This window comes from Ancylobacter sp. WKF20 (assembly GCF_029760895.1).
GTDB lineage: Bacteria > Pseudomonadota > Alphaproteobacteria > Rhizobiales > Xanthobacteraceae > Ancylobacter.
In genome coordinates this window covers 2,172,955-2,196,531 of sequence record NZ_CP121679.1, presented here as the reverse complement: position 1 = coordinate 2,196,531, position 23,577 = coordinate 2,172,955, and the positions used below count along the sequence as shown (strand labels likewise).

Below are 23,577 nucleotides of genomic sequence, written 5' to 3'. Positions count from 1 at the left end.
GCGGGCCGTGAACGGTCCGGCAAGATCACGGCGCGTCCAGCGCCTCGGGAGGAAGCCAATGACCATCACTTTCGATCGTCGTCAGATTCTCGTCGGCGCGGGCGCCCTTGCGGCTCTCGGGCCGAGCCTCGCGCTCCCGCGCGCCCAGGCCGCCGACGGGTTCCCGACCAAGAACATGCAGGTGCTGATCCCGACCGGGGAGGGCGGTGGCGTCGATCAGGCGGCGCGCGCCTTCAATCGCATCTGGGCTAAGTATCTCGGCGCCAATTTCGAGTATTCCTACTTCCCCGGCGCCTCCGGGCAGGTCGGCTACGAGGTCTTCGTCTCCAAGCGTGAGCCGGATGCCTACAATATTCTCTTTGGGAATATCGGGCCGGAAATGATCATGTACGCGACCCAGAAGGTCAAGTACAAGTACCCGGAAGATTTCACCTATATCGGCAGCATGGATGTCGATGATTCGGTAATCTGGGTTGCCGGTAACAGCAAGTTCAAGACCATTGGCGATCTGGTCGAAGAGGGCAAGAAGCGCGAGATCACCCTCTCCACCAGCCGCCTGCCGCACCCGTCCACCATCGGCGCGCTGGCGCTGGCGGAGGCCACCGGCATGAAGGTGCGCATGATCCCCTATGGCGGCGGCGGGCCGGCTCGTTCGGCGGCGATCACCGGCGAGGTCGATGGTTGCGCGACCTTCCTGTCCTCCTCGCTGGGGCTCGGCGATCAGGCGCGCTTCCTCACCGTGTTCAACGAGACCAACCGGACCCCGGAGCTGACCAACAATGCCCCGCCGGTGAATCAGGCGCTCGGCACCAAGATTCCCCCGCTCTCCGGCCAGCGCGCCATCGCCATCCACACCAAGGCGGTCGAGGCCTATCCCGACCGGGTGAAGAAGCTCTCCGACACGTTCCAGCAGGTCTTCGCCGATCCGGAGTACAAGACGGTGGCGGAGAAGGCCGGCACGCCCTGGGAGTTCATCCAGTATGGCGACGCCGCGTCCTGCCAGGAATCGGCGAAGGAGTTCGTGGAACTCGCCGAGCGGTTCCGCCCGTTGCTGACGGCCTCCAAGGGCTGAGCTGACGCGCGCCGCGTGCGGGGCCCCCGCGGTCCCGCAGCCGCCTCTGCGGCGGCGTCCTGCCCGGCGGGTCCGGGCTTTTTCCGCATCACCCGCGCAGGACATCGCCATGAATGAGAACCGTGACGGCAAGGTCGCGACCGGTGCCGACTGGATCATCCCCGGCCTCGGCGCCGCCTTCGCCACCTATTACCTCTATTCGATCAAGGATCTCGACTGGGAGGCCAAGGTCTCCGGCGTGTTCTGCGCCGTGGTGCTGTTCCTGCTCATCGGCATCTTCGCCTTGCGCACGGTGATCGGGCTGGCGCGCGGGACACACTATGTGGAATGGCGCAGCCTGTGGGAGACGCGCCAGCTCGCCATCATCCGCGGCGCCCTGTTCGCCCTGACCGTCGCTTCGGTGGCGATCATCCCCTGGGCGGGCTTCACCATCTCCACCTTCCTGTTCCTGTTCTTCGCCTTCCTCTGGCTGCAGCGCATGAGCGCGCGCAATGCCGCGATTACCGCCGGCGCGCTGGCGCTCGGCGGCTACATCCTCTTCATCCTGATCCTGCGCACCGCGTTTCCGACCGGCCCCTTCGAGCGCCTCGTCGCGGCGCTGACCGGCCTGTGAGCCGCCAGAGGGGGCCGTCATGAATCTGAGCTTCAGCCTGCTCGCCGACCAGTTCCTGCTGAATTTCAGCTATCTCTGGCTGATCGTCATCGCGACGACCATCGGCATCATCATCGGCGCCATGCCGGGCTTCGGCTCGGCCAACACCATCATCATGCTGCTGCCCTTCACCCTGGCGGTGGATGTGGACGTCGCCATGATCTTCATGGTGTCGCTGTTCGTCGCCTCGCATATGGGCGGCGGCATCACCTCGATCCTGCTCAACATTCCCGGCAATGGCGGATCGGCGGCCACATGCCTCGATGGCTATCCCATGGCCAAGAAGGGGCTTGGCCAGCAGGCGCTGGTGCTCTCCTTCGTCGCCTCCACGGTGGGCGGCATGGTCACGGCGCTGATGTCGATCTTCCTGCTGCCCTATATCGCGCGCCTCGCCTACTACATGCACAGCGTCGAGATGGTGGTGATCCTGCTGTTCGGCATCACGCTGATCGCCTCGGTCGCCTCCGACAACATGCTCAAAGGTCTGATCGCCGGCTTCCTCGGCCTGCTGATCGGCGCCATCGGCGCGGACCACATTTACTCCACGCCGCGCGGCACGTTCGGCTTCATCGAGCTGTATGACGGCGTGCCGCTGATCGCCGTGCTGATCGGCGTCTTCGCCATCTCCGAGGCGCTGATCATGATGGAGCAGAGCTCCGTGCTCAGCGAAACCGGCATGCAGATGATGAAGCAGTCGGGCTGGAAGGAGACCTGGGAAGGCGTGGTCATGTCGTTCCAGCGCACCTGGCATATGATCTGGACCGGCATCATCGGCCTCATCATCGGCATCGTGCCGGGCGCGGGCGCCTCCATCGCCGCCTTCGTCGCCTACCAGCAATCACGGCTCTATTCGAAGACGCCGGAGAAATACGGCACTGGCATTCCCGAGGGCGTCATCGCCCCGGAATCGGCGAATAATGGTTGCGCTTCGGGCGACCTGATCCCGCTGCTCGTCATCGGCGTGCCCGGCGGCACGACGGCGGCGGTGATGCTGATCGTGATGACCTATCACGGCGTGCAGCTCGGGCCGCGCCTGTTCATCCAGAACCCCGGCCTCGGCTATGGCGTGTTCATCACCATGCTGGTCGCCTATGCGGTGATGCTGTTCACCACCCTGCCGCTGACCCGCTGGGTCTCCAAGCTGGTGATGATCCCGACCCCGGTGCTGGCGCCGATCATCATCGCCTTCACCCTCGTCGGCGCCTTCGCCCCGCGCGCCTATATGTTCGATCTGTGGCTCACGCTGCTGTTCGGCGCCATCGGCTATGTCTGCCGCAAGACCGGCTTCAACGTCGTCGCGCTGCTGATCGGGGTGATCCTCGGCCCGATGCTGGAGGCCAACGTCATGCGGGCGCTGCGCATCAGCGGCAATGATCCGTGGGTGTTCTTCTCCTCGCCGGTCGGCAACATCCTGTGGGCGGCGCTCGCCATCTCCCTCGCCATCCCCTCCATCGTGCAGTGGCGGCGCAACCGCGCCACCCGCATCGCCGCCGCGTGAGGGCTAGCCGATGACCCTGCACAACCCCGCGACGCCGCTCGCCAGCGCCAATATCCGCCCGCTCGCCCGGCTCGATTTGCCGGGCGGGGGCGAGGTGACGATCAAGGACGGCTACGCCTTCATCGGCCACATGTCGCCGCCCGATGGCACGACCATCCTCGACATACGCGACCCCTCCTCGCCACGGATCGTCGCCCGGCTGGCGCCGCCGGACCCGTTCTCCCACACCCACAAGGTGAAGGTGGCGGGCGATCTGATGATCACCAATGTCGAGCGCCACCGCCGGCATTTTTACCGCAAGGGCGAACGGCTGGAGGCGGCCGCGACCGAACTGACGGCGCGTCTCGGCCACGCGCCCTCGGAGGTTGAGCTGGCGGCCGCGCTCGGCGTGGCGCCGTCCGACCTGCCGGAGCTGCGCGCCGGGCTCGCGCGCGGCTATGAGGCCGGTGGCTTCCGCGTGTGGGACATCGCCGATCCCGCCAATCCGCGGGAGCTTGCCTATGTGAAGACCGGCGGCATCGGCGTCCACCGCTTCGACATGGACGAGCGCTACGCCTACATCTCCACGGAGATGACGGGCTATATCGGCAACATCCTCGTCATCTACGACCTCGCCGACCCGACCCGGCCGCGCGAGGTTTCCCGCTGGCACATGCCCGGCCAGCATGTCGCGGCGGGCGAGACGCCCAGTTGGTCCGGCCAGCGCCACCGCCTGCACCACGCGCTGCGCGTCGGCGACATAATGTGGGCATCGTGCTGGTACGCGGGCGCCTTCACCATCGACGTGGCGGACATCACGCGACCGCGCACGCTCGGCAGCTATAATTACCACCCGCCCTTTCCCGAGCCGACGCACACGCTGTTCCGTCTCGCCGCGCCGATCGCCGGGCGGGACATCGCGCTGATGATCGACGAGGAGCATGACCATACCCCCGGCCAGCCGCATGCCTTCCTCTGGGTGATGGACGCCTCCGATCCGGCGGCGCTGCGGTCGATTTCCACCTTCCACGTCGCGGAGAGCGCTTCGCCCTATGCGCGGGCCGGCGGGCGCTTCGGCGCGCACCAGTTCCAGGAGCGGCAGGTTGGCAGCCTGGTCTTCGCGAGCTGGTTTTCCGGTGGTCTGCGGGTGATCGACCTCGCCAATCCCGAGGAACCGCGCGAGGTCGGCCATTTCATCCCCGCGCCGGCGGCCGGTCACACGGCGCCGCAGAGCAACGATGTCGATGTCGATCCGCGCGGCATCGTCGCCGTGCTGGACCGCGACCGCGGGCTCGACCTTCTGGCCTTCGAGGGCTGAGTGATGTGCGGCGACTGTTTCGACGAGGATGAGGCCGACGGTGGGATCCCGGCAGAGGAGATAACCCGTCTCGCCCGCCATCTCGAGGCGGAAATGAGTGGGCCGCCGCTGCCGCCCCGCATCTGGGCGGTCTATCTCGGAGAGGCGAGCGGCGCGCTGGACTGGCGTAGCCTGGAGCGCATCGGCCGCGCCATGGAAGGCGCCCGGCTGGTAGCGGCGATGGCTCTTGCGCCGCCGTCCAACCCTGACAGCCCGGCTATCCGCGCCTGACGGGGTGAGCGCGAGCACCCCGGCAGAATAGCTTTGACTTCAGGGCGTTCTGAGGAGGTCGCGTCGCTCAGTCGTGCGTCTTCAGGAACTCGGAGACGGCCTTCAGGCACGCTTCCTTTTCTTCCACATGCGGCATGTGGCTGGAGTCCGGGAACAGCGTCCAGGTGCAGTTCGGCACGCGCTCGCGGTAGGGTCGCACCACTTCGGGTGTCGCTTCGTCATATGCGCCGGAGATCAGCAGCGTCGGCGCCTCAACGAGGTGCAGCCGGTCCTCGATGGTCCAGGCCTTCATCGTGCCGATGACGTGGAATTCCGTCGGCCCGTTCATGTTGCGGTAGACCGTGTTGTCCACGTCCATCGCCGCGAAGGTGCGCGCGACATCCTCCGGCCAGGGCGTCACGCGGCACACATGCCGGTCGTAGAACACGCGGGATGCGGTAATATATTCCGGATCGGTCAGCGTGCCCGCCGCCTCATGCTTCATGAGCGTCGCCTGCACGTCGGCCGGCAGGTCGCGGCGCAGCCGGTTCGCCTCAGATACCCAGGTGTGCATGTTGGCGGGCGAATTGGCGATGACGAGGGCCTTCAGCCCGGCCGGCCGGCGCACGGCGTGCTCGGCGCCCAGCATGCCGCCCCAGGACTGGCCGAGAAAGGCGTAGCGGCCGGCAATGCCGAGATGGGCGAGCAGGGCGTCGAGCTCGGCGAGGAACAGATCGACCGTCCAGAAGTCCGGCCCCTTCTCCGGCAAATGGGTCGACTTGCCATTGCCGAGCTGGTCGTAATGGATGACGGCGCGGCCATCCAGAGCGCTGATTTCCTTGAAGGAATCGACATAGTCATGGGTGCAGCCCGGCCCGCCATGGGCCACCAACAGCGGCAGGGGTCCGCTGCCGAGATCGCCCGTCACGCGGTACCAGGTCTCGTAACCCCGGAAGGGCATGCGCCCTTCCATGCTCGCCACGGCACTCATGCCGATTCTCCTGCGGCTCATCGTTCGATAGCGCAGGAAAATAGAAAGTCGCGGCCGGGCGCGGCAGCTATCAGAAGTGAGGGGTTCTAGTCGAGCAGCCGCAGCCGGGCGGCGCGCACGGCGGCCTGGGTGCGGTTCTTGGCTTCCAGCTTTCGCATGGCGGCGTTGAGATGCATCACCACCGTCGGCACGGAGCGGCCGAGAACGCGGGAAATCTCCTTGGCCGAGAGCCCGTCGGCGGCGTGGCGCAGGCATTCGCGCTCGCGAACGGTAAGATGCGGCAGGCCTTCGATGCGGCCTTCGACGCTGCGATTCTGGGCGGCGTGCTGGAAGAGGTGGGCGATCAGGCCGAAATCGCCGAGGCAGGCGGGGGCCTCGCGCTCGGTGAAGCGCCCGTCGCCGCAGCGAATGCCGGTCACCGTCGCGTAGTCGCCGCCGGGCAGATGGATCGGTACGGTAACACCGGCGCTCAGCCCGCGCTCCGTGAGGAAGTCGGCCACCGGCGCGGCGTCCTCGGTCATGAAGCGGCTGATCAGCGTCTGCGCCCGCTTGTCGTAGTTCCACACGAAGGGGCGGGTGGTGCCGAGCGCGACCTTCTGCACCGGATCGAGCCGGAAATAGCCGTGGCCGAACCAGTAGTCGCGCATGGTCTCGTCGACATTGCGCAGCTCCAGAACGGTCGGCAGCATCTGCTGCCCGCTGAGGTCGTAGCGGGCCGGCGTGTAGTCGTAGATCAGCGTGTCGAAGCCGAGCGCGCCGACCGCCTCAAACAGGATATCCACCTGCGCGCCCAAGGACTTGGCGGCACCGAACCGCGCCTCCATGGCCTCGATATGTGTTGCGCTCTGCACGCCCATCGTGATGCGCCTTCCTGCTGCGACAGCCGCTGAACCTATCACTTCTGATAGCTGGTTTGGACTCCTGTTTTCTCTAGGAATTGAGCATGCCTCATTGTTGAGCAGGGATTGGCAGCACCATGTGGCGCGAGATCGAGCCGGACCAGCGGCAGGACATCACGGTCGATGGCCACCGGATCGTCACCTACAGCTTCGGCACGGGCGCGGAGACGGTGCTGCTGCTGAATGGCGGGCCGGGCCTGCCCTGCGACTATCTGCGCGAGGCGCATTCCTGCCTGATCGACCAAGGCTACCGGGTGGTAACATTTGACCAGCTCGGCACCGGCGCCTCGGACCGGCCGACCGATGAGGGGCTGTGGACCATTGCCCGCTATGTCGAGGAAGTCGAGGCGGTGCGCACGACGCTCGGCCTCGGGCGGGTTCATTTGCTCGGCCATAGCTGGGGCGGCTGGCTCGCCATCGACTACGCGCTGACCTATCCTAACGCGTTGAAAAGCCTGATCCTTGCCGACACGGTGGCGGACATGCCGCATCTCGTCAGCGAGCTGGAAAAGCTGCGTGCGGCGCTGGGGCCGGAGACGGTCGCCATGATGCAGAAGCATGAGGCGGCCGGCACCTTCGACCACCCGGAATATCAGGCAGCGATCACCCTATTAAATTACCGCCATGTCTGCCGCCTGCCGGAATGGCCGGCCCCGGTGAAGCGCTCGCTGGATGACTGGAACATGGGCCCCTACATGACCATGCAGGGCCCGAACGAGTTCCTCTACACCGGCAATCTCAAGGACTGGAACCGCATCCCGGATCTGCACCGCATCACCGTACCGACGCTGATCGTGGTCGGCGAGCGGGACGAGCTGACGCCGGCCTGCGCGATGAAAATGAAGCACGCCCTACCTCAGGCGCGGCTCAATCTCGTGCTCAATGCCAGCCATATGCCGTTCTATGAGAACCCGGCCGGCTACTACCCGGTCCTCCTTGATTTCCTCGCCAGCGCCTCGGGCGCGTGACGCATCCCGGACATGCACCGCTATTCCTTCATCCTCCGGCGCCCGCTGCAGTTTCTGCCGGTGATCTTCGGCGTCAGCCTCGTCACCTTCATCCTGGTGCGGCTGATCCCCGGCGATCCGGCGCGGGTGCTGCTGGGCGCGCGGGCGACGCCGACGGCGATCGCCAACATCCGCGCGCAATATGGGCTCGATGAGCCTATCTGGCTGCAATATCTCTATTTTCTCCGCAACCTCGCCCATGGCGAGATGGGCACTTCCATCGTCTACAAGATTGATGTGCTCCGGCTGATCGCGACCCGCATCGAGCCGACGCTGGCGCTGGTGCTGGCGAGCGTGGTGCTCTCCATCCTGATCGCCGTGCCGCTCGCCGCGCTCGCCGCGCGCAATCAGGGCCGGCCGATCGACCACGCCATCCGCGTCGTCTCGACCTTCGGCATCGGCTTTCCGCCCTTCTGGCTCGGGCTGATGCTCATCATCCTGCTCGCCGTCACCGTGCCGATCTTTCCGGTATCAGGATACGGCGACACGCTGGGCGACAAGCTCGCCCACCTCGCCTTGCCGGCGCTCACCATTGCCCTGTCGCTCTCCACCGTGCTGCTGCGCTCGCTGCGGGCGGCGATGATCGACTGGCTCCGGTCCGATGTCGCGACGGCCGCGCGGGCGCGCGGCATGCCGGAATCCATCGTGTTCTGGCGCCATGTGCTGCCGAACGCCATCGCCCCCTCGATCAATCTGCTGGCGGTGAACATTGGCTGGCTGATCGGCGGCAGCGTGGTGATCGAGAGCATCTTCGCCCTGCCGGGCATGGGCCAGCTTCTGGTCCGGGCGATTTTCTCAAGGGATTACATGGTGGTACAGGGCGTCGCCATGGTGTTCGCCTGCGCCACCGTGCTGGTGAACTTCATCGCCGACATCGCCACCGTCGCCGTCGATCCGCGGGTGAAGCTGTGAGCGCCCCGCTTCTCACCACGCTCCGGCGCAACCCGACGCTGATGGCGGGGCTGGCCATCATCGGCCTGTTCGCCCTCGCGGCGCTGGCCGCGCCGGTGATCGCGCCCTATGACCCGATCTTTCAGGACGCCACGGCGCGGCTTCAGGCGCCTTCGCTGGCCCATCCCTTCGGCACCGATAATTTCGGCCGCGATATCCTCTCGCGCATCATCTATGGCGCGCGGGTGGACCTGCAGATGGCGGCCATCGGCGTGCTGTTTCCGTTCCTTATCGGTACAGTGATAGGGGCGGTGGCCGGCTTCTTCGGCGGCATCATTGATGCGCTGCTGATGCGGCTGATCGACATCATCCTCGCCTTTCCCTTCCTCGTGCTGATGCTCGCCATCATCGCCATTCTCGGGCCGGGATTGTCGAGCTTTTACATAGCGATGGCGCTGGTCGGCTGGGTCTCCTACGCCCGCCTCATCCGCGCGCAGATCCTCGTTCTGAAGACCGCCGACTATGCGGTGGCGGCGGTGAGCCTGGGCTTTTCCCGCCCGCGCGTGCTGTTCCGGCATTTGCTGCCCAATGCCGTTGCCGGCTCGGTGGTGTTCTGCATGTCGGATGCGGTGCTGGTGCTCTTGTCGGGGGCGGCGATCTCCTATCTCGGCCTTGGCGTTCAGCCACCGACGGCGGAGTGGGGTATCATGGTAGCGGAAGGCCAGTCCTTCCTGTCGCAGGCCTGGTGGATCACGGTGTTTCCGGGCCTCTCCATCGTCGTGCTGGCCTTCGGCTTCTCGATGATCGGCGATGCGCTGGGCGAGCTTCTGGGGGTGCATCAATGAGCGCGCCCGGCACCCCCAACCCGCTGCTCGCCGTCCGCGATCTCACCGTCACGGTGACGGGCGAGGAGGGTACGCGCACGCTGATCGACGGCGTGTCGCTCGATCTCAATCGCGGCGAAGTGCTTGGTCTTGTTGGCGAAAGCGGCTCGGGCAAGAGCCTCTTGTGCCGTTCGCTGGTGAAGCTTCTGCCCTCGCGGGCGCTGGCCATCACCGGTGGAACGGTGGAGCTGGACGGGCGCGACATCACGCAGGCGGATGCCGCCGCGATGGAGCAGATCCGCGGCGGTTCCATCGGCATGATCTTCCAGAACCCCACCAGCCATCTCGACCCGGTGATGCGGGTGGGGGACCAGATCGCGGAAGGGGTAATATTTCACCGCAAGCTCGACCGGGCGGCGGCGAAGGCGGAGGCGATCGCCATCATGGGGCAGGTCGGCTTTACCGATCCGCCGCGCCAGTATGGCAACTATCCCCATGAATTCTCAGGCGGAATGCGCCAGCGGGCGATGATCGCGGTGGCCCTGGCCTGCGACCCCGACATTCTCATCGCGGATGAGCCGACGACCGCGCTCGACGTCACCATTCAGGCGCAAATCCTGCGTCTTCTCATGGAGTTGCGGGACAAGCGCGGGCTCTCCATCATCCTCATCACCCATGATCTCGGCGTCGTCGCGCAGACCTGCGACCGCATCGCGGTGATGCGGCAGGGGCGGATCGTCGAGACCGGCCCGAAGCGGCATCTTCTTACCGCTCCGACGCATCCCTACACCCGCGCGCTGATCGCCAGCCACCCCTCCATGCCGGCCCTTGAGGCGGTGACCAGTCAGTGCAGTGAGGTGGACGATCAGGCCAGTCAGACCAACGAAGTGACCGGTCAGGCCGATCTGTCCAAGCCTGCCGCAACGCCCTCCGCCGCCCCCCTCCGCCCGCTGGTCGAGATCGACGACCTCCAGGTGCGCTATCCCATCGGTGGCGGCTGGTTCACCCGGAAGCGGCACTTCAGCGCGCTGGCCGGCGTCTCCTTGCAGATCATGCCCGGCGAGACGGTGGGCATTGTCGGGGAGAGCGGCTCGGGCAAGTCGACGCTGGCGCGGGCCATGCTCGGCCTTGCCCCCATCTCCGACGGGCATGTGACCTTCGACGGCGACAGCCTGCGCCTCAGACCCGGCCCGACGCTGGCCCGGATGCGGCGCGAGGCGGCGATGGTGTTCCAGGATCCCTACAACTCGCTCAACCCGCGCTTTACCATCGGCGACAGCCTTGCCGAGGTGCTGCGCGTGCAGGGCAAGGTGCCGGCCGCCGCCATTCCCGCCCGCGTCGCGGAACTGCTGGCGCTGGTCGAGCTCGACCCGACGCTGGCCTCGCGCCGGCCGCGCGAACTCTCCGGCGGCCAGTGCCAGCGGGCCGGCATTGCCCGGGCGCTGGCGGTCGATCCCCGTCTGATCGTCGCGGATGAATGCGTGGCGGCGCTCGATGTCACCATCCAGGCGCAGATCATCGCGCTGTTCCAGCGGCTGGTGGCGACGATGGACCTGACGCTGGTGTTCATCGCCCATGACCTCGCCATCGTCCGCAACCTGTGCGCGCGGGTGGTGGTGATGCATCACGGCCGCATCGTCGAGGAGGGGCCGAGCGCTGAGGTCTTCGCCCGGCCGCGCGAGGCCTACACCGCCGCCCTCATCGCCGCCATTCCCGACATCGACCCGGACCGGCCGCTTCTGGCCCCGGCGCCGACCGTGCTGTCCCCCTGACGTCTTTGCCCCCTGACGCCTTCCGACTTGCCGTTCTCACCAACAAACCTTCCGAGGAAGAACGATGAAAACCGCCTTCAGGACCTCACGCCTCGCGGCCTTCGCCGCGCTGCTGTGCCTCTCCACCAGCTTTGCGCACGCCGCTGGCGTGCTCTCCATCGCCCGCAACGAGGATTCCACCACCTTCGACCCGATCAAGTCGGCGCAGAATGTCGATAACTGGGTGTTCTCCAACGTGTTCGACGTGCTGGTGCGGGTCGATGCCACCGGCACCAAGCTGGTGCCGGGCCTCGCCGAGAGCTGGAGCGTCTCGGATGACGGGCTGACCTACACCTTCAAGCTGCGCGACGCGAAGTTCTCCGATGGCGCCCCGGTCACCGCCGAGGACGCGGCCTATTCGCTGATCCGCATCCGCGACGACAAGGGCTCGCTGTGGTCGGACAGCTTCAAGATCATCGACACCGCGACGGCTTCTGATGCCAAGACGCTGGTGGTGAAGCTCAAGAGCAAGTCGGTGCCGTTCCTGTCCATGATGGCGCTGCCCAACGCCTCGGTGCTGCCGAAGAAGCTGGTCGAGGGCGCCGCCGCCGACACCTTCGCCGAGAAGCCGGTCGGCTCGGGCGCGTTCAGCCTAGTCGAATGGCGCCGCGGCGACCGCATCATCCTCAAGAAGAACCCGAACTATTGGGACGCCGCCAAGGTCAGCCTCGACGGCGTGGAATGGCTGGTCATTCCCGACGACAACACCCGCATGCTGAAGATCCAGGCCGGCGAGGTGGATGCCGCCATCACCGTGCCGTTCTCGCGCGTCGCCGAGCTGAAGAAGAACGCCGACCTCACCGTCATCAGCGATCCCTCGACCCGCGAGGACCACATGCTCATCAACCATGAGCATGGCGCGCTGGCGAAGAAGGAAGTGCGCGAGGCGCTCGATCTCGCCATCGACAAGAAGGCGATTGTCGAGGCCGCGACCTTCGGGCTGGGTGAAGTCGCCTATTCCTATGTGCCCAAGGGCTCGCTCTACCACTATGCCGACAATCTCCAGCGCCCCTATGACCCGGAGAAGGCGAAGAAGCTGCTGGCGGATGCCGGCGCCTCGGGCCTGACGCTCAACTACATCGTCAATGCCGGCAAGGAGACGGATGAGCAGATCGCCGTGCTGGTGCAGCAGCAGCTCTCCAAGGCGGGTGTGACGGTCAATCTCCAGAAGGTCGATCCCAGCCAGAGCTGGGACATGCTGGTGAACGGCGATTACGACATCTCGGTCATGTATTGGACCAACGACATTCTCGACCCGGACCAGAAGACCACCTTCGTCCTCGGCCACGACACCAACCTGAACTACATGACCCGCTACAAGAATGAGGAGGTCAAGGCGCTGGTGGAAGCCGCGCGTCTGGAGACCGATCCGAAGAAGCGCGAGGCCATGTATGTGACGCTCCAGAAGATGGCCAAGGCCGACGTCAACTGGATCGACCTCTATTACAGCCCCTATATCAACGTCACCCGGAAGAACATCTCCAACTTCCACCAGAACCCGCTCGGCCGCTTCTTCCTCGAAGAGACCGTGAAGAACTGAGCGTCATTCTGCCGGGGTTCCGCTGGCGTCATCCCGGAACGGCCGCAGGCCGTATCCGGGATCGTTGCCGAAGTTCTGGCGCGCGATCCCGGCTCTTCGGCTTCGCGGAGCCTGCCCTTGGGCTTGCCGGAGGCAAGACCCGAGGGGCCGGGATGACGACATTCACAAGCCATCAACAACTTCAAACGGAAATGGCCGGCGGTGACGCCGGCCATTTTGCGTTGGGGGCTATGACCCGGCTGGTCAGGCGGGCGGGAACAGGGCCAGCACCTGGTCAATGGCCTCGATGGCGTGGTCGATATCGTCAAACGCCGCGCTGCCATAGCCGATGACATGCAGCCCGGCGGCGCGGGCGGCGCGGGCGCCGGCGAGGCTGTCCTCCACCGCCACCACCTGCGCCGGCGGCAGGCCGAGGCGGGCGCAGGCGCGGGCATAGGGCTCCGGGTTCGGCTTGCCGTGCTCGACATCGTCGAGGCTGATGGAGAAGGCGAGCTTATCGGCGATGCCGAGCGCGTCGATATTGGCGTCCACCACGCGGCGGCTGGAATTGGAGACGCAGGCCTGCGCCACGCCACGCCCGGCCAGCGTGCGGATGGTGCCAACCGCGCCCGGCAGCAGCATCAGCTCGGCGCGGTTCTCGACATAGAAGCGGTTGATGGCGGCGATCCATTCGGCCTCCACCGTGCTCTCCGGCAGGCGCGGGCGCAGGATCTTCCAGACATCGCGGATATGCGTGCCGCAGAACGCCTGGTCCGGCAGGTCCGACAGGTCGGCGCCGAGCTCGCCGCAAATGGCGACCAGGGCGCGATGGTGCAGCGGCTCGCTGTCGATCAGCGTGCCGTCAATGTCCCAGGCGACGGCGCGAAAGCGGCGGGCATCATTCAGGCTCACATCGTTCAGGCTCATGCATTGGCCTTTCCAGCCGGCGCCGACAGGCGGCGGTAGAGGTCGCGGTAGCGCGCATAGCCAGCGCGGTAGGTCTCGGTGTTGGCGAGGTTGGGTTCTATCACCTCATCCTCGCTGACGAAGCGGGAAATGCCGGCCCAGTCGGCAAGGCCGACGCCGACCGCTGCCGTCCAGGCCGCGCCGAGCGAGGAGCCGGGATGGCCCTTGAGGCGATGCACGGGCTGGCCGAGCACATCGGCGACGATCTGCATCCACACGCGCGAATTCGAGCCGCCATCGGAGACCATGACGCGCGTTGCCGTATGGCCCATGTCGCGGAGCACCTCGACATGGTGCGCGCCGGCATAGGCATAGGATTCGAGCAGCGCCCGCCAGAGATGGCCGATGTCGTGCGACAGGGTGAGGCCGTCAATGACGCCGCGCGCGGCGGGATCGTGGATCGGGGTCTTCTCGCCGAGGAAATAGGGCAGGATGGTCAGCCCATCCGCGCCGGCCGGCCGCTCGGCGGCGAGCCGGTCGAGATGCTGGTGCAGGCTCAGCCCGGCGCGGGCGGCGGCATCCGCTTCCCCGCCGGAGAAATTGCGCACGAACCAGTTCAGCCCGGAGCCGCCGGTCGCCATGCAACCATTGGGCATGTAGAGGCCGGGGATGAGGTGATAATCGAGATAGAGGCGCGGATCGGGCTTCACCTGATCGGTGGCGACGAGGATGTCCACCGCGCCGCCGAATTTCAGCAGGATGTCACCCGTGCGGGTGACGCCGGCGCCGAGCGCGGAGGCGATCATGTCTGCCGCGCCGCCAATGACCGGCGTGCCGGCGGCAAGGCCGGTCGCGGCCGCGCCCTCAAGGCTCACATGGCCCATGATCTCATGCGAGGCGGTCTTGCGCGGCACGGCGCTGCGCGGAATGCGCGCCCAGGCCACCAGCTCGTCGTCGATCTCATGGCGGGAGACATCGACGAAGCCGGCTTCCAGCGCCCAGTTCTGCTCCACCGCCCGCTCGCCGGTGAGGCGCCAGTTCACATAATCATAGGAGCCGAACACGGTGGCGATGCGGGCGAAGATGTCCGGCTCGTGCCGGGCGAGCCAGCGCAGCTTGGCGGTGACGAGCTGCTGGTTGATGCCATTGCCGGCCTTCTTGATGAAGGCGGCCTCGTCCTTCTCCGCGCGGAGTTCCGCGACTTCCGCGCCGCAGCGCCCGTCGCTCTGCTGGATGGAGGGGCGCAGCACGCGGCCTTCCGCATCCAGCAGCACCACGGCCGGCAGCATGCCGGTGACGCCGATGGCGGCGATCTCCGTCGGGTCGATGCCGCTTGAATCGATGAGTTCATGGGTGATGGCGCCGACATTCGCCCACCACTGCGCCGGGTCTTCCTCCGCCCAGCCGGCATGGGGCGAAGACAGAGTGACCGGGCGCGAGACCACGCCGAGCACCTCGCCGGGCAGGCGCAGCAGGAAGCCGATGGTGGAGGTGGTGCCGATGTCGAGGCCAAGAACACAGGTCATCGGGGGGAACCTCTCGGGCGCGGTGGGCAAGGTCAAGGCAGAACGGCGTCATCCCGGACGGCGGCGAAGCCGTCGCGCCGGGATCGTGTGCCGCGTATCGAGCGGGTCGCGATCCCGGCTCGGCGGCGGTGCCGCCGTCCGGGATGACGTGCTTAGGTAGGGCGCTGCCGGGATGACGGGGAGCGCGGGCGATCAGCGGATCGCGTTCACCACATCCATGAAGCGGGCGACGCGGCCGGCTTCCACCGGGTTCCAGGTGTTGCCGTCGACCTTGAAGTGGGTGCCGATGACGACGCCCGAGGCGACCGAGAAGATGTCGCGGATATTGTCGATGTTCACGCCGGTATTGGCGAAGATCGGCACGTCCTTGACCGTCTCGGCGACCTTGCGCAGATGCGACTGGTCGGCCGGCTGGCCGGTGAGCGGGCCGGAGACCAGGATGGCGTCGGCGAGCGAGGAGAACACCGCGCTCTTGGCGCGCAGCTCGATCGGGCGCTGGTCGAGCGAGTGGGCGAACTCGGCGTTGATGTTGAAGAGCATCTTCATGTCGTCGCGCTTCAGGTCATGGCGCAGGCGCGCCGCCTCGGCCGCGTTCGGCTCCCACAGGCCCATGTCGGAGGCGAACAGGCCGGTGAAGATCTCGCGCACGAAGCTCGCGCCGGTGATCGAGCCGATGGCGACGGTGGCGACCGGGTCCCACAGATAGTTCACGCCGAACGGCACCTTCAGGCTCGGCTTCACCGCCTGCACGATGGCGCTCATGGCGGCGATGGAGGCCGGCGAGCCCTTGAAGACATAGGGGCGGTCATTCTCATTGCCGAACATGATGGCGTCGACGCCGCCGGCCTGCAGCTTCTCGACATCGGCGAGCACGCCCTCGATCAGCTTGTCGAGGCCGCCATCGGCGTCATAAAGCGGCGCGCCGGGCAGGGCGCCGATGTGGGCCATGGCGATGACGACCTTCTTCTTGTCGCCGAAGCACTCGAAAACCATGCGATTCACTCCTTGAGAACAGGCAGGCGGCGCCGTGGCGCCGGAACGGGACAGCGCCGTCAGGCGCCGGAGACGGGTGAGGCGATGCGCACATCCACCCGCGCGGCCGCGAGCGCGGCGCTAATGCGCGGGGGCGGCTCGGCATCGGTGACGAGCATGTTGATGTCGGCGAAGGCGCCGACCTGGACGAGCGACATGCGCTGGAACTTGGCGCTGTCGCAGAGCAGGATCTTGAGACCCGAGCGGCGCAGATAGACGCGCTTCATGTCGGTGTCCTCGAAGGAATAATCGAAGAAGCCTTCCGCCGTGATGCCGGACGTGCCGATCACCGCCGCGTCGAACCACAGCTTTTCGAACTGGGCGACGGCGGTCGGGCCATAGACCGACATCTCCTCCGGCCGCACGCGCCCGCCCGCGACATAGATCTCCGGGCCGGCGCCGTCGAGCGCGGTGGAGACGCGCAGGCTGTTGGTGAAGATCTTGAGATGGGCGACCTCGCGCAGATGCGCGGCCATCAGGAAAGTGGTGGTGCCGACATCGAGCGCCAGCGTGCGGTAGCCGGCGACGATGTTGGCGGCATAGGCGGCAATCGCGGCCTTGGCGTCCGCCCCGCGGCGCAGTCGTGCGTCGAAGCTCGGCTCCTCGCTGTCCATGGCGACGCTGGCGGGCGTGTCGTTGAGCACCGCGCCGCCATGCACGCGCACGAGGCGGCCTTCGCGCTCCAGCTCGACCAGATCGCGGCGGATGGTCATGTCGGAGACGCCGAGCGTGGCGGCCAGCGCGCTGACGCTCACCGAGCCGGAGAGGCCGAGCTGGTCGAGAATGCGGGCGTGGCGGGTGGGCGAGAGCAGGCGCTGGCGCTCATCGCCGGCCTCGGCCCGCGCCTCCGGCGGGACGGGCAGGGGCGGCTCGGTCCTGTGAGTGTCGGGCAGTCGGTCCCCGGCCATGCTCGCTCCTGCTCAATTGGACGTTCCGGTCGCGCCAGTGGCGGCCTTGCGGACCCGGATACGTCCCGGCGTCGGGAATCTGTAACCGACAGATCAAACATAATCAAACACATTTTAGCGCTTGATGTGCGTTCATGTTTGTTACATTCTCCCGGCAACCTCAGGAGCCGAACATGATCCCCTTGACCGCGCCGACCCCTGTCTATGCCGAACTGAAGGGCCGCAAGGCCTTCGTCACCGGCGGGGCGACGGGTATCGGGCGGGCGATCAGCGCGGCGCTGGTGAAGCAGGGTGTTCAGGTCGCGATCGGCGACATCAATCTCGACGCGGCGCAGGCGGCGGCCTCCGCCCTCGGTGCCGGCACGGTGGCGGTGGCCATCGACGTGCGCCGGCGCGACTCGGTCGAGGCGGGCTTCAAGGCGGCGCTCGAGGCGCTCGGCGGCTGCGACCTGCTGATCGCCAATGCCGGCGTCTCCACCATGAATCCGGCGCTCGACCTCACCGACGAGGAATGGGATTTCAACTTCGATGTGAACACGCGCGGCGTGTTCCTCACCAACCAGATCGCCGCCCGGCACTTTGTGGCTGAAGGCAAGGGCTGCATCGTCAACACCGCCTCGCTGGCGGCGAAGGTCGGTGCGCCGCTGCTGGCGCATTACTCTGCCTCGAAATTCGCCGTGCTCGGCTGGACGCAGGCGCTGGCACGCGAACTCGCGCCGAAGGGCATCCGCGTCAACGCGGTGTGTCCGGGCTTTGTCGCCACCGGCATGCAGAGCCGCGAGGTCGAGTGGGAGGCGAAGCTGCGCGGCGTCACCCCCGAGCAGGTGGTCGCGGACTATATCGCCCAGACCCCGCTCGGCCGGGTGGAGCACCCGGAGGACGTCGCCGATGTCGTCGTCTTCCTCGCCTCCGAGCAGGCGCGCTTCATGACCGGCCAGGGCGTGAACGTCACCGGCGGCGTCTACACAACCTGACGTGATTCCTCACAGGCGGCCCCGGCGGGTCGCCTGTTTGCGTTAGGCGAAATGTTTGAATTTGTTTCTTCTGGCGGTCGGCCGCGCACAGGCCGGCGCCGGACAAGGGAAGTCTGATGGCGTCGATCGAACTCGATCATGTCTCCAAGCTCTACGCCAACGGCGCCTATGGCGTGCGGGACGTGGACCTGACGATTGAGGATGGCGAATTCGTCATCTTCCTCGGCCCGTCGGGCTGCGGAAAATCCACCACGCTGCGCATGATCGCCGGCCTTGAGGGCATCACCTCGGGCGATCTGCGCATTGGCGGGCGCAGCGTGACCAACGTGCCGCCGCGCGACCGCAACATTGCCGTCGTCTTCCAGTCCTACGCGCTCTACCCGCATATGAGCGTGCGCGAGAATATGGGCTTCGGCCTGAAGATGCGCGGCGTCGCCCGCCCCGTCATCGAGGAGAAGATCAAGGAGGCGGCGGGCCTGCTCGGCCTCTCCACCTATCTCGACCGCAAGCCCGCCGCGCTCTCCGGCGGCCAGCGCCAGCGCGTCGCGCTCGGCCGCGCCATCGTGCGCGATCCCGTCGCCTTCCTGCTCGACGAGCCGCTGTCCAATCTCGACGCGCAGCTGCGCGCCGAGATGCGGCTCGAACTCGTGAAGCTGCACCGCCGGCTCGGGCGCACCATCGTCCATGTCACCCATGACCAGGTGGAAGCCATGACCATGGGCGACCGCATCTGCATCATGCGCGACGGGCGGATGATCCAGGTCGGCAAGCCGCTCGATGTCTATGCCGACCCGGTCGACACCTTCGTGGCCCGCTTCCTCGCCACGCCGCCGATGAACCTCATTCCGGCGCGGCTGGAAGGGCAGGGCGACGGCCTGGTGGTGCGCGCCGACGGCCTGAACATCGCGGTCCCCGCGCAGCACCGCGACGCCTATGCCCCGGCGGCCGGGCGCGCGGTGATCTTCGGCCTGCGGCCGGAAGACCTGCACGAGATTCCCGCGCCCGGCTACCAGCCGATCGAGGTGACAGTGGTGGCGATGGAATCGCTCGGCGTCGAGAACATCCTCGTCGGCCAGCTCGTGGGCCAGGAGGGCGGCCCGCCCGTGGAGATCGCCGCCCGGCTGTCGCGCCACTTCACCGCGCCGGTCGGCGCCACCGTGCCGCTCTATGTCGATGCGCGGCCCATGCATCTGTTCGACCCGGAGACGACGCGGGCGCTGCCCCGCCCCTCGCTCCGGCTCGTGGCCAACTGAGCGGGCGGGGGAACGGGATCATGCGGCGCATCGCTCTCCATGCCGGCCTTGTGTTGACCTGCGCCGTCATCCTCATCCCGCTGCTCTGGGTGGTGCGCACCAGCTTCCTGCCCGAATCCATGTCCTACTCGCCGGAGCTGATGCCGGCGGCGACGCTCGACAACTATGTCGCGCTGTTTACCTCCACCCGCTACGGCCAGTCTTATCTCAACAGCCTGATCGTCTCCGTCGGCTCGGTGATCGTCGCGCTGCCCTTCGCCTGCATGACCGGCTATGCCTTCGCCCGCTTCAAGACCAGCGGGCAGGGCGGGCGCTTCGCGGTGCTGGCGACGCAGATGCTGCCCCCGGTCGCCATCGTGCTGCCGGCCTTCGCGCTTCTGCGCATGGTGGGGCTGACCAATTCGCTGACCGGCCTCATCATCGTCTATGCGGCGATCAACCTGCCCTTCCTCATCTGGGTGCTGATGGGGTTCTTCGAGGGCATCCCGGTCGATCTCGAATGGGCGGCGCAGACCGATGGCGCGACGCCGTGGGGCGCCTTCTGGCGCATCGTGCTGCCGGTCTCGCTGCCGGGCATCGCGGCGGCCGGCGTGCTCGGCTTCATCATGACCTGGAACGAATTCCTCTTCGCGCTGGTGCTGAGCGGACCGCAGACGGCCACCGTACCCGTCGCGCTCGCCTCGCTGCAGACCTCCAACGGCGTGCAGATCGCCAAGGTCTCGGCGGGCGTGGTGCTGGCGGTGCTGCCGCTGGTCATCGCCTCGCGCTTCATCCAGCGCTTCATCGTTCAGGGCCTCACCTTCGGCAGCGTGAAGTGAACGCGGCCGACCACCGACCGCCGTGCCTTCCGGCACGCGCCAAGCCAGCGGGCGAACCCGCTCCAGACGGAACAGGAGAGACGACATGCAGATGAGACGCCGTATCGTCCGGGCGCTGCTCGGCGCCAGCATGCTGGCCGCCGCCAGTCCCGCCTTCGCCGACCCGATCACCCTGCGCGCCCTGATGGAGGACGTGCCGGAGACGCAGATCATCGAAAGCCTGCTGCCGGAATTCACCAAGGAAACCGGCATCAAGGTCGAGTTCGAGAAGATCGGCTATGGCGATATGCACGACAAGCTGGTCGCGCAGCTCGTCGCTCCGGAAAGCTATTACAACGTGCTGGAGGTCGACTTCCTCTGGGCCGGCGAGTTCCCCGCCGCCGGCTGGCTGGAAGACCTCAACCCCTATGTGCAGAAGTCCGGCTTCGACCTGAAGCCGTTCATCCCCTCGATGCTCGATTTGCTCGGCCGCACCCCGGACGCGCTGCCGATCCTGCCCATGTACAATTACTCCATGGGCCTGATCTACCGCACCGACCTCATCAACGATGCCAAGGTCAAGGCGGACTACAAGGCCAAGACCGGCAAGGAACTGGCGCTGCCGGCGACGCTCGCCGACTATGTGGCGCTGTCGAAGTTCTTCAAGGCGCAGGGCGGCGACGTGGTCGGCGCGGCGATGCAGGGCCAGCGCGGCGACCCGAACGCGATGGAGTTCTCCAACTACCTGTTCTCCTCGGGCGGTGCCTATCTCGATGGCAATCGCAAGGTGGCGCTGAACAGCGAGGCGGGCCTGACCGCGCTCAAGCTCTATGCCGACAACATCCAGAACGGCGCGCAGCAGGGCGCCCTCTCGGCCACGCTTGACGACACGATGCGGCTGATGTGCGCGGGCAAGGCGTTCAGCATGGTCACCTATTGGTGGATGCTGCCGCAGCTCGACAATGCCGAGAAGTGCCCGGCGGTGGCCGGCAAGCTGGCGCTCAGCGTGATGCCGGGCGGCCATGGCGAGAGCGGCGGCTGGGGCTGGGGCATCCCGAAGAACACCTCGGATGAGTCCAAGGCCGCGGCCTGGAAGTTCATCGAGTGGGTGCAGGGCAAGAAGACCTCCATCGCCCGCGCCCTGCAGGGCCATGCGCCGGTGCGTTCGGACGTGTTCGAGGATGCGGCGGTGCTGAAGAAGTACCCGTTCTACAAGACCGGCCTCGACATCGTCGCCACCGGCAAGTCCTTCCCGATCTTCGCCTATTCGGCGCAGTACGAGGACGTGCTGGGCACCCAGCTCTCGCTCGCCGCCGGCGGGCAGGCCAAGCCCGAGGACGCCCTCAAGGCGGCGGCCGATGGCCTGACCCAGCTCATGAGCAAGTGAGCCTGTTCACCTGAACATCGCGCGGGGGCTGTCGTGCAGCCTTCCGGTCCCCGCGTCCTCTTCCTCGCATCCGCGAGGCATCTCGGCCGACCCCTTCAGGCCACGGTGCGCCGGCCTCCCCCTCGGTCCGGCGCACCGTTCTTTTCCGAATTTTCACGCAAGATCCAGGGACTCTCACCTATGGCACGACCGGCTTTCGCGGATCGGGACTGGCGCACCGGCTGGGCCTTCGCCGCGCCGGGGCTGCTGACGCTCGCCGTGGTGATGGGCTTCCCGCTGGTCTATGCGGCGCTGATCTCGGTCTCCTCGCTCACCCTGCTCAAGCCGATGCTGACGCCCTATGTGGGGCTGAAGAACTTCATCGTGGTGATGAGCGAGCCGATCTTCTGGAGCGCGGTCTGGCTCACCATCAAATACTCGGTCGTCACCGTCGCCGCCGAATTCGCCATCGGTCTCGGCATCGCCCTGATGCTGAACCGCACGGTGACGATGAAGCCGGTCTATTTCGCCGTGCTGACCATTCCCATGGCGATGTCGCCGGTGAGCGTGGCGCTGATCTGGCGCATGCTGCTCCAGCCCAATCTCGGCATCGTCAACCAGATGCTGGAGACGATGGGCCTGCCGCGCGTCGACTGGCTCGGCGATCCCGGCCTTGCGCTGTGGACGATGGCGGCGATCGATGTGTGGCAGCAGACCTCCTTCGTGGTGCTGATCCTCGCCGCCGGCCTCGCCGCTCTGCCGCGCGATCCCTATGAGGCGGCGGAGGTGGACGGGGCGAGCCCGTTCCAGCAGTTCTGGTTCATCACCCTGCCCATGCTGCGGCCGGTGGCGGCGATTGCCGTCATCATCCAGCTCATCAACGAGTTCCGCACCTATGACCTGCCCTACATCCTCACCAAGGGCGGGCCGGGCAATGCGACGGAGGTGCTGAGCTTCTTCGCCTATCGCCGCGCCTTTCTCGGCCTGCACCTCAATGAGGGCGCGGCGGCCGCCTTCGCGCTGCTGCTGATCGTGCTGAGCCTCACCGTGCTGTTCTTCGCGGCGCTGGAGCGGCGGCGCTGAGCCGCCGCGTGAGATGCTTGACCGTGCGGCGGCGCTGAGCCGCCGCGTTTGTAACCGTGCCTGCGGCGGCGCTGAGGCGCGCCCGGCTTGAAAGCGGGGGCGCTTCGGCGCCATAAGGGCGTGTCCTTTCCCGCGCGCCCGGTCCAGCGATGAACATCTCCCCACCCGCCCCCCGGCCCGGCGCCCCCGAGCCGGTGGCTGGCGACAAGAAGAGCCGGCGGCAGAACGCGGTGCTGCTGCTGCTGGAACAGGTCGGCTACGCCTCGGTGGAGCAGCTCGCCGAGCGCTTCGGCATCACCACCCAGACCGTGCGGCGCGACATCGCCGAGCTCTCGGCCGCCGGCAAGGTGCGCCGCTATCATGGCGGCGCCGCCATCTCGATGGCTGCTATCGACGCCGTCACGTACCGCCAGCGCCGGGTCGACCGCGTCGAGGCCAAGCGCCGCATCGCCGCCCGCGTCGCCGAGCTGATTCCCGATGGCGCCTCGCTGTTCCTCGACACCGGCACGACCTGCGAGACGGTGGCGGAGGCGCTGGTGGCGCGCTCCAACCTCAAGGTCGTCACCTACAGCCTGCGCGCGGCGACGCTGTTGGCCGACCGCACCGATTTCACCATCGCCGTGCCCGGCGGCTTCGTGCGCAATGTCGATGGCAGCGTGTTCGGCGAGGGCGCGGTGGACTTCATCCGCCGCTTCCGCTTCGACGTGGCGATCATCGCGGTCTCCGGCGTGGAATCGGACGGGCGGCTCTCCGATGACGACCATAACGAGGTGGCCGTGGTGCGGGCGGCGATGAAGCTGGCGCGCTCGATCATCCTCACCGCCGACAGCAGCAAGTTCGACCGCACGGCGCTGGTGGAGCTGGGCAATGTGGCCGATGTGTCGGCCTTCGTGACCGATGCCCAACCCGGCGGCGCGCTCACCGCGCTCATGGCGCAGGCGGGCGTGGAACTGCACATATCCTGAGCGTTCGCCGCATCGAAGTTGGACTTTACACCCTGCTGATTCGATTCTAGCGTTCGG

The 23,577-nt window shown here is 66.9% G+C and carries 22 protein-coding genes; 16 read left to right on the top strand and 6 right to left on the bottom strand.

Translation table 11 applies throughout. The features are described from left to right. Positions 1-58: 58 nt before the first annotated feature. The 5 genes from AncyloWKF20_RS10250 to AncyloWKF20_RS10230 all read left to right on the top strand — a co-directional run bounded on the left by AncyloWKF20_RS10250 (position 59) and on the right by AncyloWKF20_RS10230 (position 4,789). The gene (locus AncyloWKF20_RS10250; protein ID WP_279317740.1) at positions 59-1,072 is read left to right on the top strand and encodes a tripartite tricarboxylate transporter substrate-binding protein; all 1,014 of its coding nucleotides are present in this window, start codon (positions 59-61) and stop codon (positions 1,070-1,072) included. A 109-nt stretch (positions 1,073-1,181) separates the two neighbouring features. Next, entirely contained in the window at positions 1,182-1,685 is a 504-nt protein-coding gene (locus AncyloWKF20_RS10245; protein WP_279317739.1) for a tripartite tricarboxylate transporter TctB family protein, read from the top strand. 19 nt (positions 1,686-1,704) lie between these two features. Next, positions 1,705-3,222, top strand: a complete 1,518-nt coding sequence (locus tag AncyloWKF20_RS10240) for a tripartite tricarboxylate transporter permease (protein ID WP_279317738.1) — start codon at positions 1,705-1,707, stop codon at positions 3,220-3,222. Between the two features lie 10 nt (positions 3,223-3,232). Beyond that, positions 3,233-4,519, top strand: a complete 1,287-nt coding sequence (locus tag AncyloWKF20_RS10235; protein WP_279317737.1) for an RNA polymerase subunit sigma-70 — start codon at positions 3,233-3,235, stop codon at positions 4,517-4,519. 3 nt (positions 4,520-4,522) lie between these two features. Further along, positions 4,523-4,789, top strand: coding sequence for a hypothetical protein (locus tag AncyloWKF20_RS10230; RefSeq protein WP_279317736.1), 267 nt, complete (start codon positions 4,523-4,525; stop codon positions 4,787-4,789). Between the two features lie 67 nt (positions 4,790-4,856). Here the strand turns inward: AncyloWKF20_RS10230 and AncyloWKF20_RS10225 are convergent, their stop codons facing one another. Further along, entirely contained in the window at positions 4,857-5,759 is a 903-nt protein-coding gene (locus AncyloWKF20_RS10225; protein WP_279317735.1) for a proline iminopeptidase-family hydrolase, read from the bottom strand. 86 nt (positions 5,760-5,845) lie between these two features. Next, on the bottom strand, positions 5,846-6,616 hold the full coding sequence (locus AncyloWKF20_RS10220) for a LuxR family transcriptional regulator (RefSeq protein WP_279317734.1): 771 nt from the start codon (positions 6,614-6,616) through the stop codon (positions 5,846-5,848). A gap of 119 nt (positions 6,617-6,735) precedes the next feature. Here AncyloWKF20_RS10220 and AncyloWKF20_RS10215 point away from each other — a divergent pair, with 119 nt between their 5' ends. The 5 genes from AncyloWKF20_RS10215 to AncyloWKF20_RS10195 all read left to right on the top strand — a co-directional run bounded on the left by AncyloWKF20_RS10215 (position 6,736) and on the right by AncyloWKF20_RS10195 (position 12,731). After that, positions 6,736-7,626: a proline iminopeptidase-family hydrolase gene (locus AncyloWKF20_RS10215; RefSeq protein WP_279317733.1), complete on the top strand. Its 891-nt coding sequence runs from the start codon at positions 6,736-6,738 to the stop codon at positions 7,624-7,626. Between the two features lie 12 nt (positions 7,627-7,638). Further along, positions 7,639-8,577, top strand: a complete 939-nt coding sequence (locus AncyloWKF20_RS10210) for an ABC transporter permease (RefSeq protein ID WP_279317732.1) — start codon at positions 7,639-7,641, stop codon at positions 8,575-8,577. Continuing rightward, positions 8,574-9,401, top strand: a complete 828-nt coding sequence (locus tag AncyloWKF20_RS10205; protein WP_279317731.1) for an ABC transporter permease — start codon at positions 8,574-8,576, stop codon at positions 9,399-9,401. Before AncyloWKF20_RS10210 ends, AncyloWKF20_RS10205 begins: the two co-directional genes overlap by 4 nt. Beyond that, entirely contained in the window at positions 9,398-11,152 is a 1,755-nt protein-coding gene (locus AncyloWKF20_RS10200; protein ID WP_279317730.1) for an ABC transporter ATP-binding protein, read from the top strand. The genes AncyloWKF20_RS10205 and AncyloWKF20_RS10200 overlap by 4 nt, the downstream gene beginning before the upstream one ends. Before the next feature lie 64 nt (positions 11,153-11,216). Further along, positions 11,217-12,731 carry an ABC transporter substrate-binding protein gene (locus tag AncyloWKF20_RS10195; RefSeq protein ID WP_279317729.1) on the top strand — a complete coding sequence of 505 codons (1,515 nt, stop codon included), beginning with the start codon at positions 11,217-11,219 and terminating at the stop codon, positions 12,729-12,731. Between the two features lie 243 nt (positions 12,732-12,974). On the opposite strand, the gene AncyloWKF20_RS10190 is transcribed toward AncyloWKF20_RS10195, so the two are convergent. From AncyloWKF20_RS10190 to AncyloWKF20_RS10175, 4 genes are all read right to left on the bottom strand, one after another. After that, positions 12,975-13,637: an HAD family phosphatase gene (locus AncyloWKF20_RS10190; protein WP_279317728.1), complete on the bottom strand. Its 663-nt coding sequence runs from the start codon at positions 13,635-13,637 to the stop codon at positions 12,975-12,977. Continuing rightward, positions 13,634-15,142: an FGGY-family carbohydrate kinase gene (locus tag AncyloWKF20_RS10185; RefSeq protein ID WP_279317727.1), complete on the bottom strand. Its 1,509-nt coding sequence runs from the start codon at positions 15,140-15,142 to the stop codon at positions 13,634-13,636. Before AncyloWKF20_RS10185 ends, AncyloWKF20_RS10190 begins: the two co-directional genes overlap by 4 nt. Positions 15,143-15,334: 192 nt before the next feature. After that, a complete protein-coding gene (locus tag AncyloWKF20_RS10180) occupies positions 15,335-16,135 on the bottom strand; it encodes a BtpA/SgcQ family protein (protein ID WP_267585522.1) in 801 nt (266 codons plus the stop codon). Positions 16,136-16,194: 59 nt separating this feature from the next. Beyond that, positions 16,195-17,082 (bottom strand): DeoR/GlpR family DNA-binding transcription regulator, encoded by an 888-nt coding sequence (locus AncyloWKF20_RS10175; RefSeq protein WP_279317726.1) that lies wholly within the window; start codon positions 17,080-17,082, stop codon positions 16,195-16,197. A gap of 173 nt (positions 17,083-17,255) precedes the next feature. Here AncyloWKF20_RS10175 and AncyloWKF20_RS10170 point away from each other — a divergent pair, with 173 nt between their 5' ends. The 6 genes from AncyloWKF20_RS10170 (at position 17,256) to AncyloWKF20_RS10145 (ending at position 23,520) form a co-directional block, all read left to right on the top strand. Then, the gene (locus AncyloWKF20_RS10170; protein ID WP_279317725.1) at positions 17,256-18,056 is read left to right on the top strand and encodes an SDR family NAD(P)-dependent oxidoreductase; all 801 of its coding nucleotides are present in this window, start codon (positions 17,256-17,258) and stop codon (positions 18,054-18,056) included. Positions 18,057-18,172: 116 nt separating this feature from the next. Beyond that, positions 18,173-19,309 (top strand): sn-glycerol-3-phosphate ABC transporter ATP-binding protein UgpC, encoded by a 1,137-nt coding sequence (gene ugpC, locus AncyloWKF20_RS10165; protein WP_279317724.1) that lies wholly within the window; start codon positions 18,173-18,175, stop codon positions 19,307-19,309. Between the two features lie 20 nt (positions 19,310-19,329). Continuing rightward, positions 19,330-20,127, top strand: a complete 798-nt coding sequence (locus AncyloWKF20_RS10160) for a carbohydrate ABC transporter permease (RefSeq protein ID WP_279317723.1) — start codon at positions 19,330-19,332, stop codon at positions 20,125-20,127. Positions 20,128-20,218: 91 nt separating this feature from the next. Next, a complete protein-coding gene (locus AncyloWKF20_RS10155; RefSeq protein ID WP_279317722.1) occupies positions 20,219-21,493 on the top strand; it encodes an extracellular solute-binding protein in 1,275 nt (424 codons plus the stop codon). Positions 21,494-21,673: 180 nt separating this feature from the next. Continuing rightward, positions 21,674-22,555, top strand: a complete 882-nt coding sequence (locus AncyloWKF20_RS10150; RefSeq protein ID WP_279317721.1) for a sugar ABC transporter permease — start codon at positions 21,674-21,676, stop codon at positions 22,553-22,555. A 149-nt stretch (positions 22,556-22,704) separates the two neighbouring features. Beyond that, positions 22,705-23,520, top strand: a complete 816-nt coding sequence (locus tag AncyloWKF20_RS10145; RefSeq protein WP_279317720.1) for a DeoR/GlpR family DNA-binding transcription regulator — start codon at positions 22,705-22,707, stop codon at positions 23,518-23,520. Positions 23,521-23,577 lie beyond the last annotated feature (57 nt).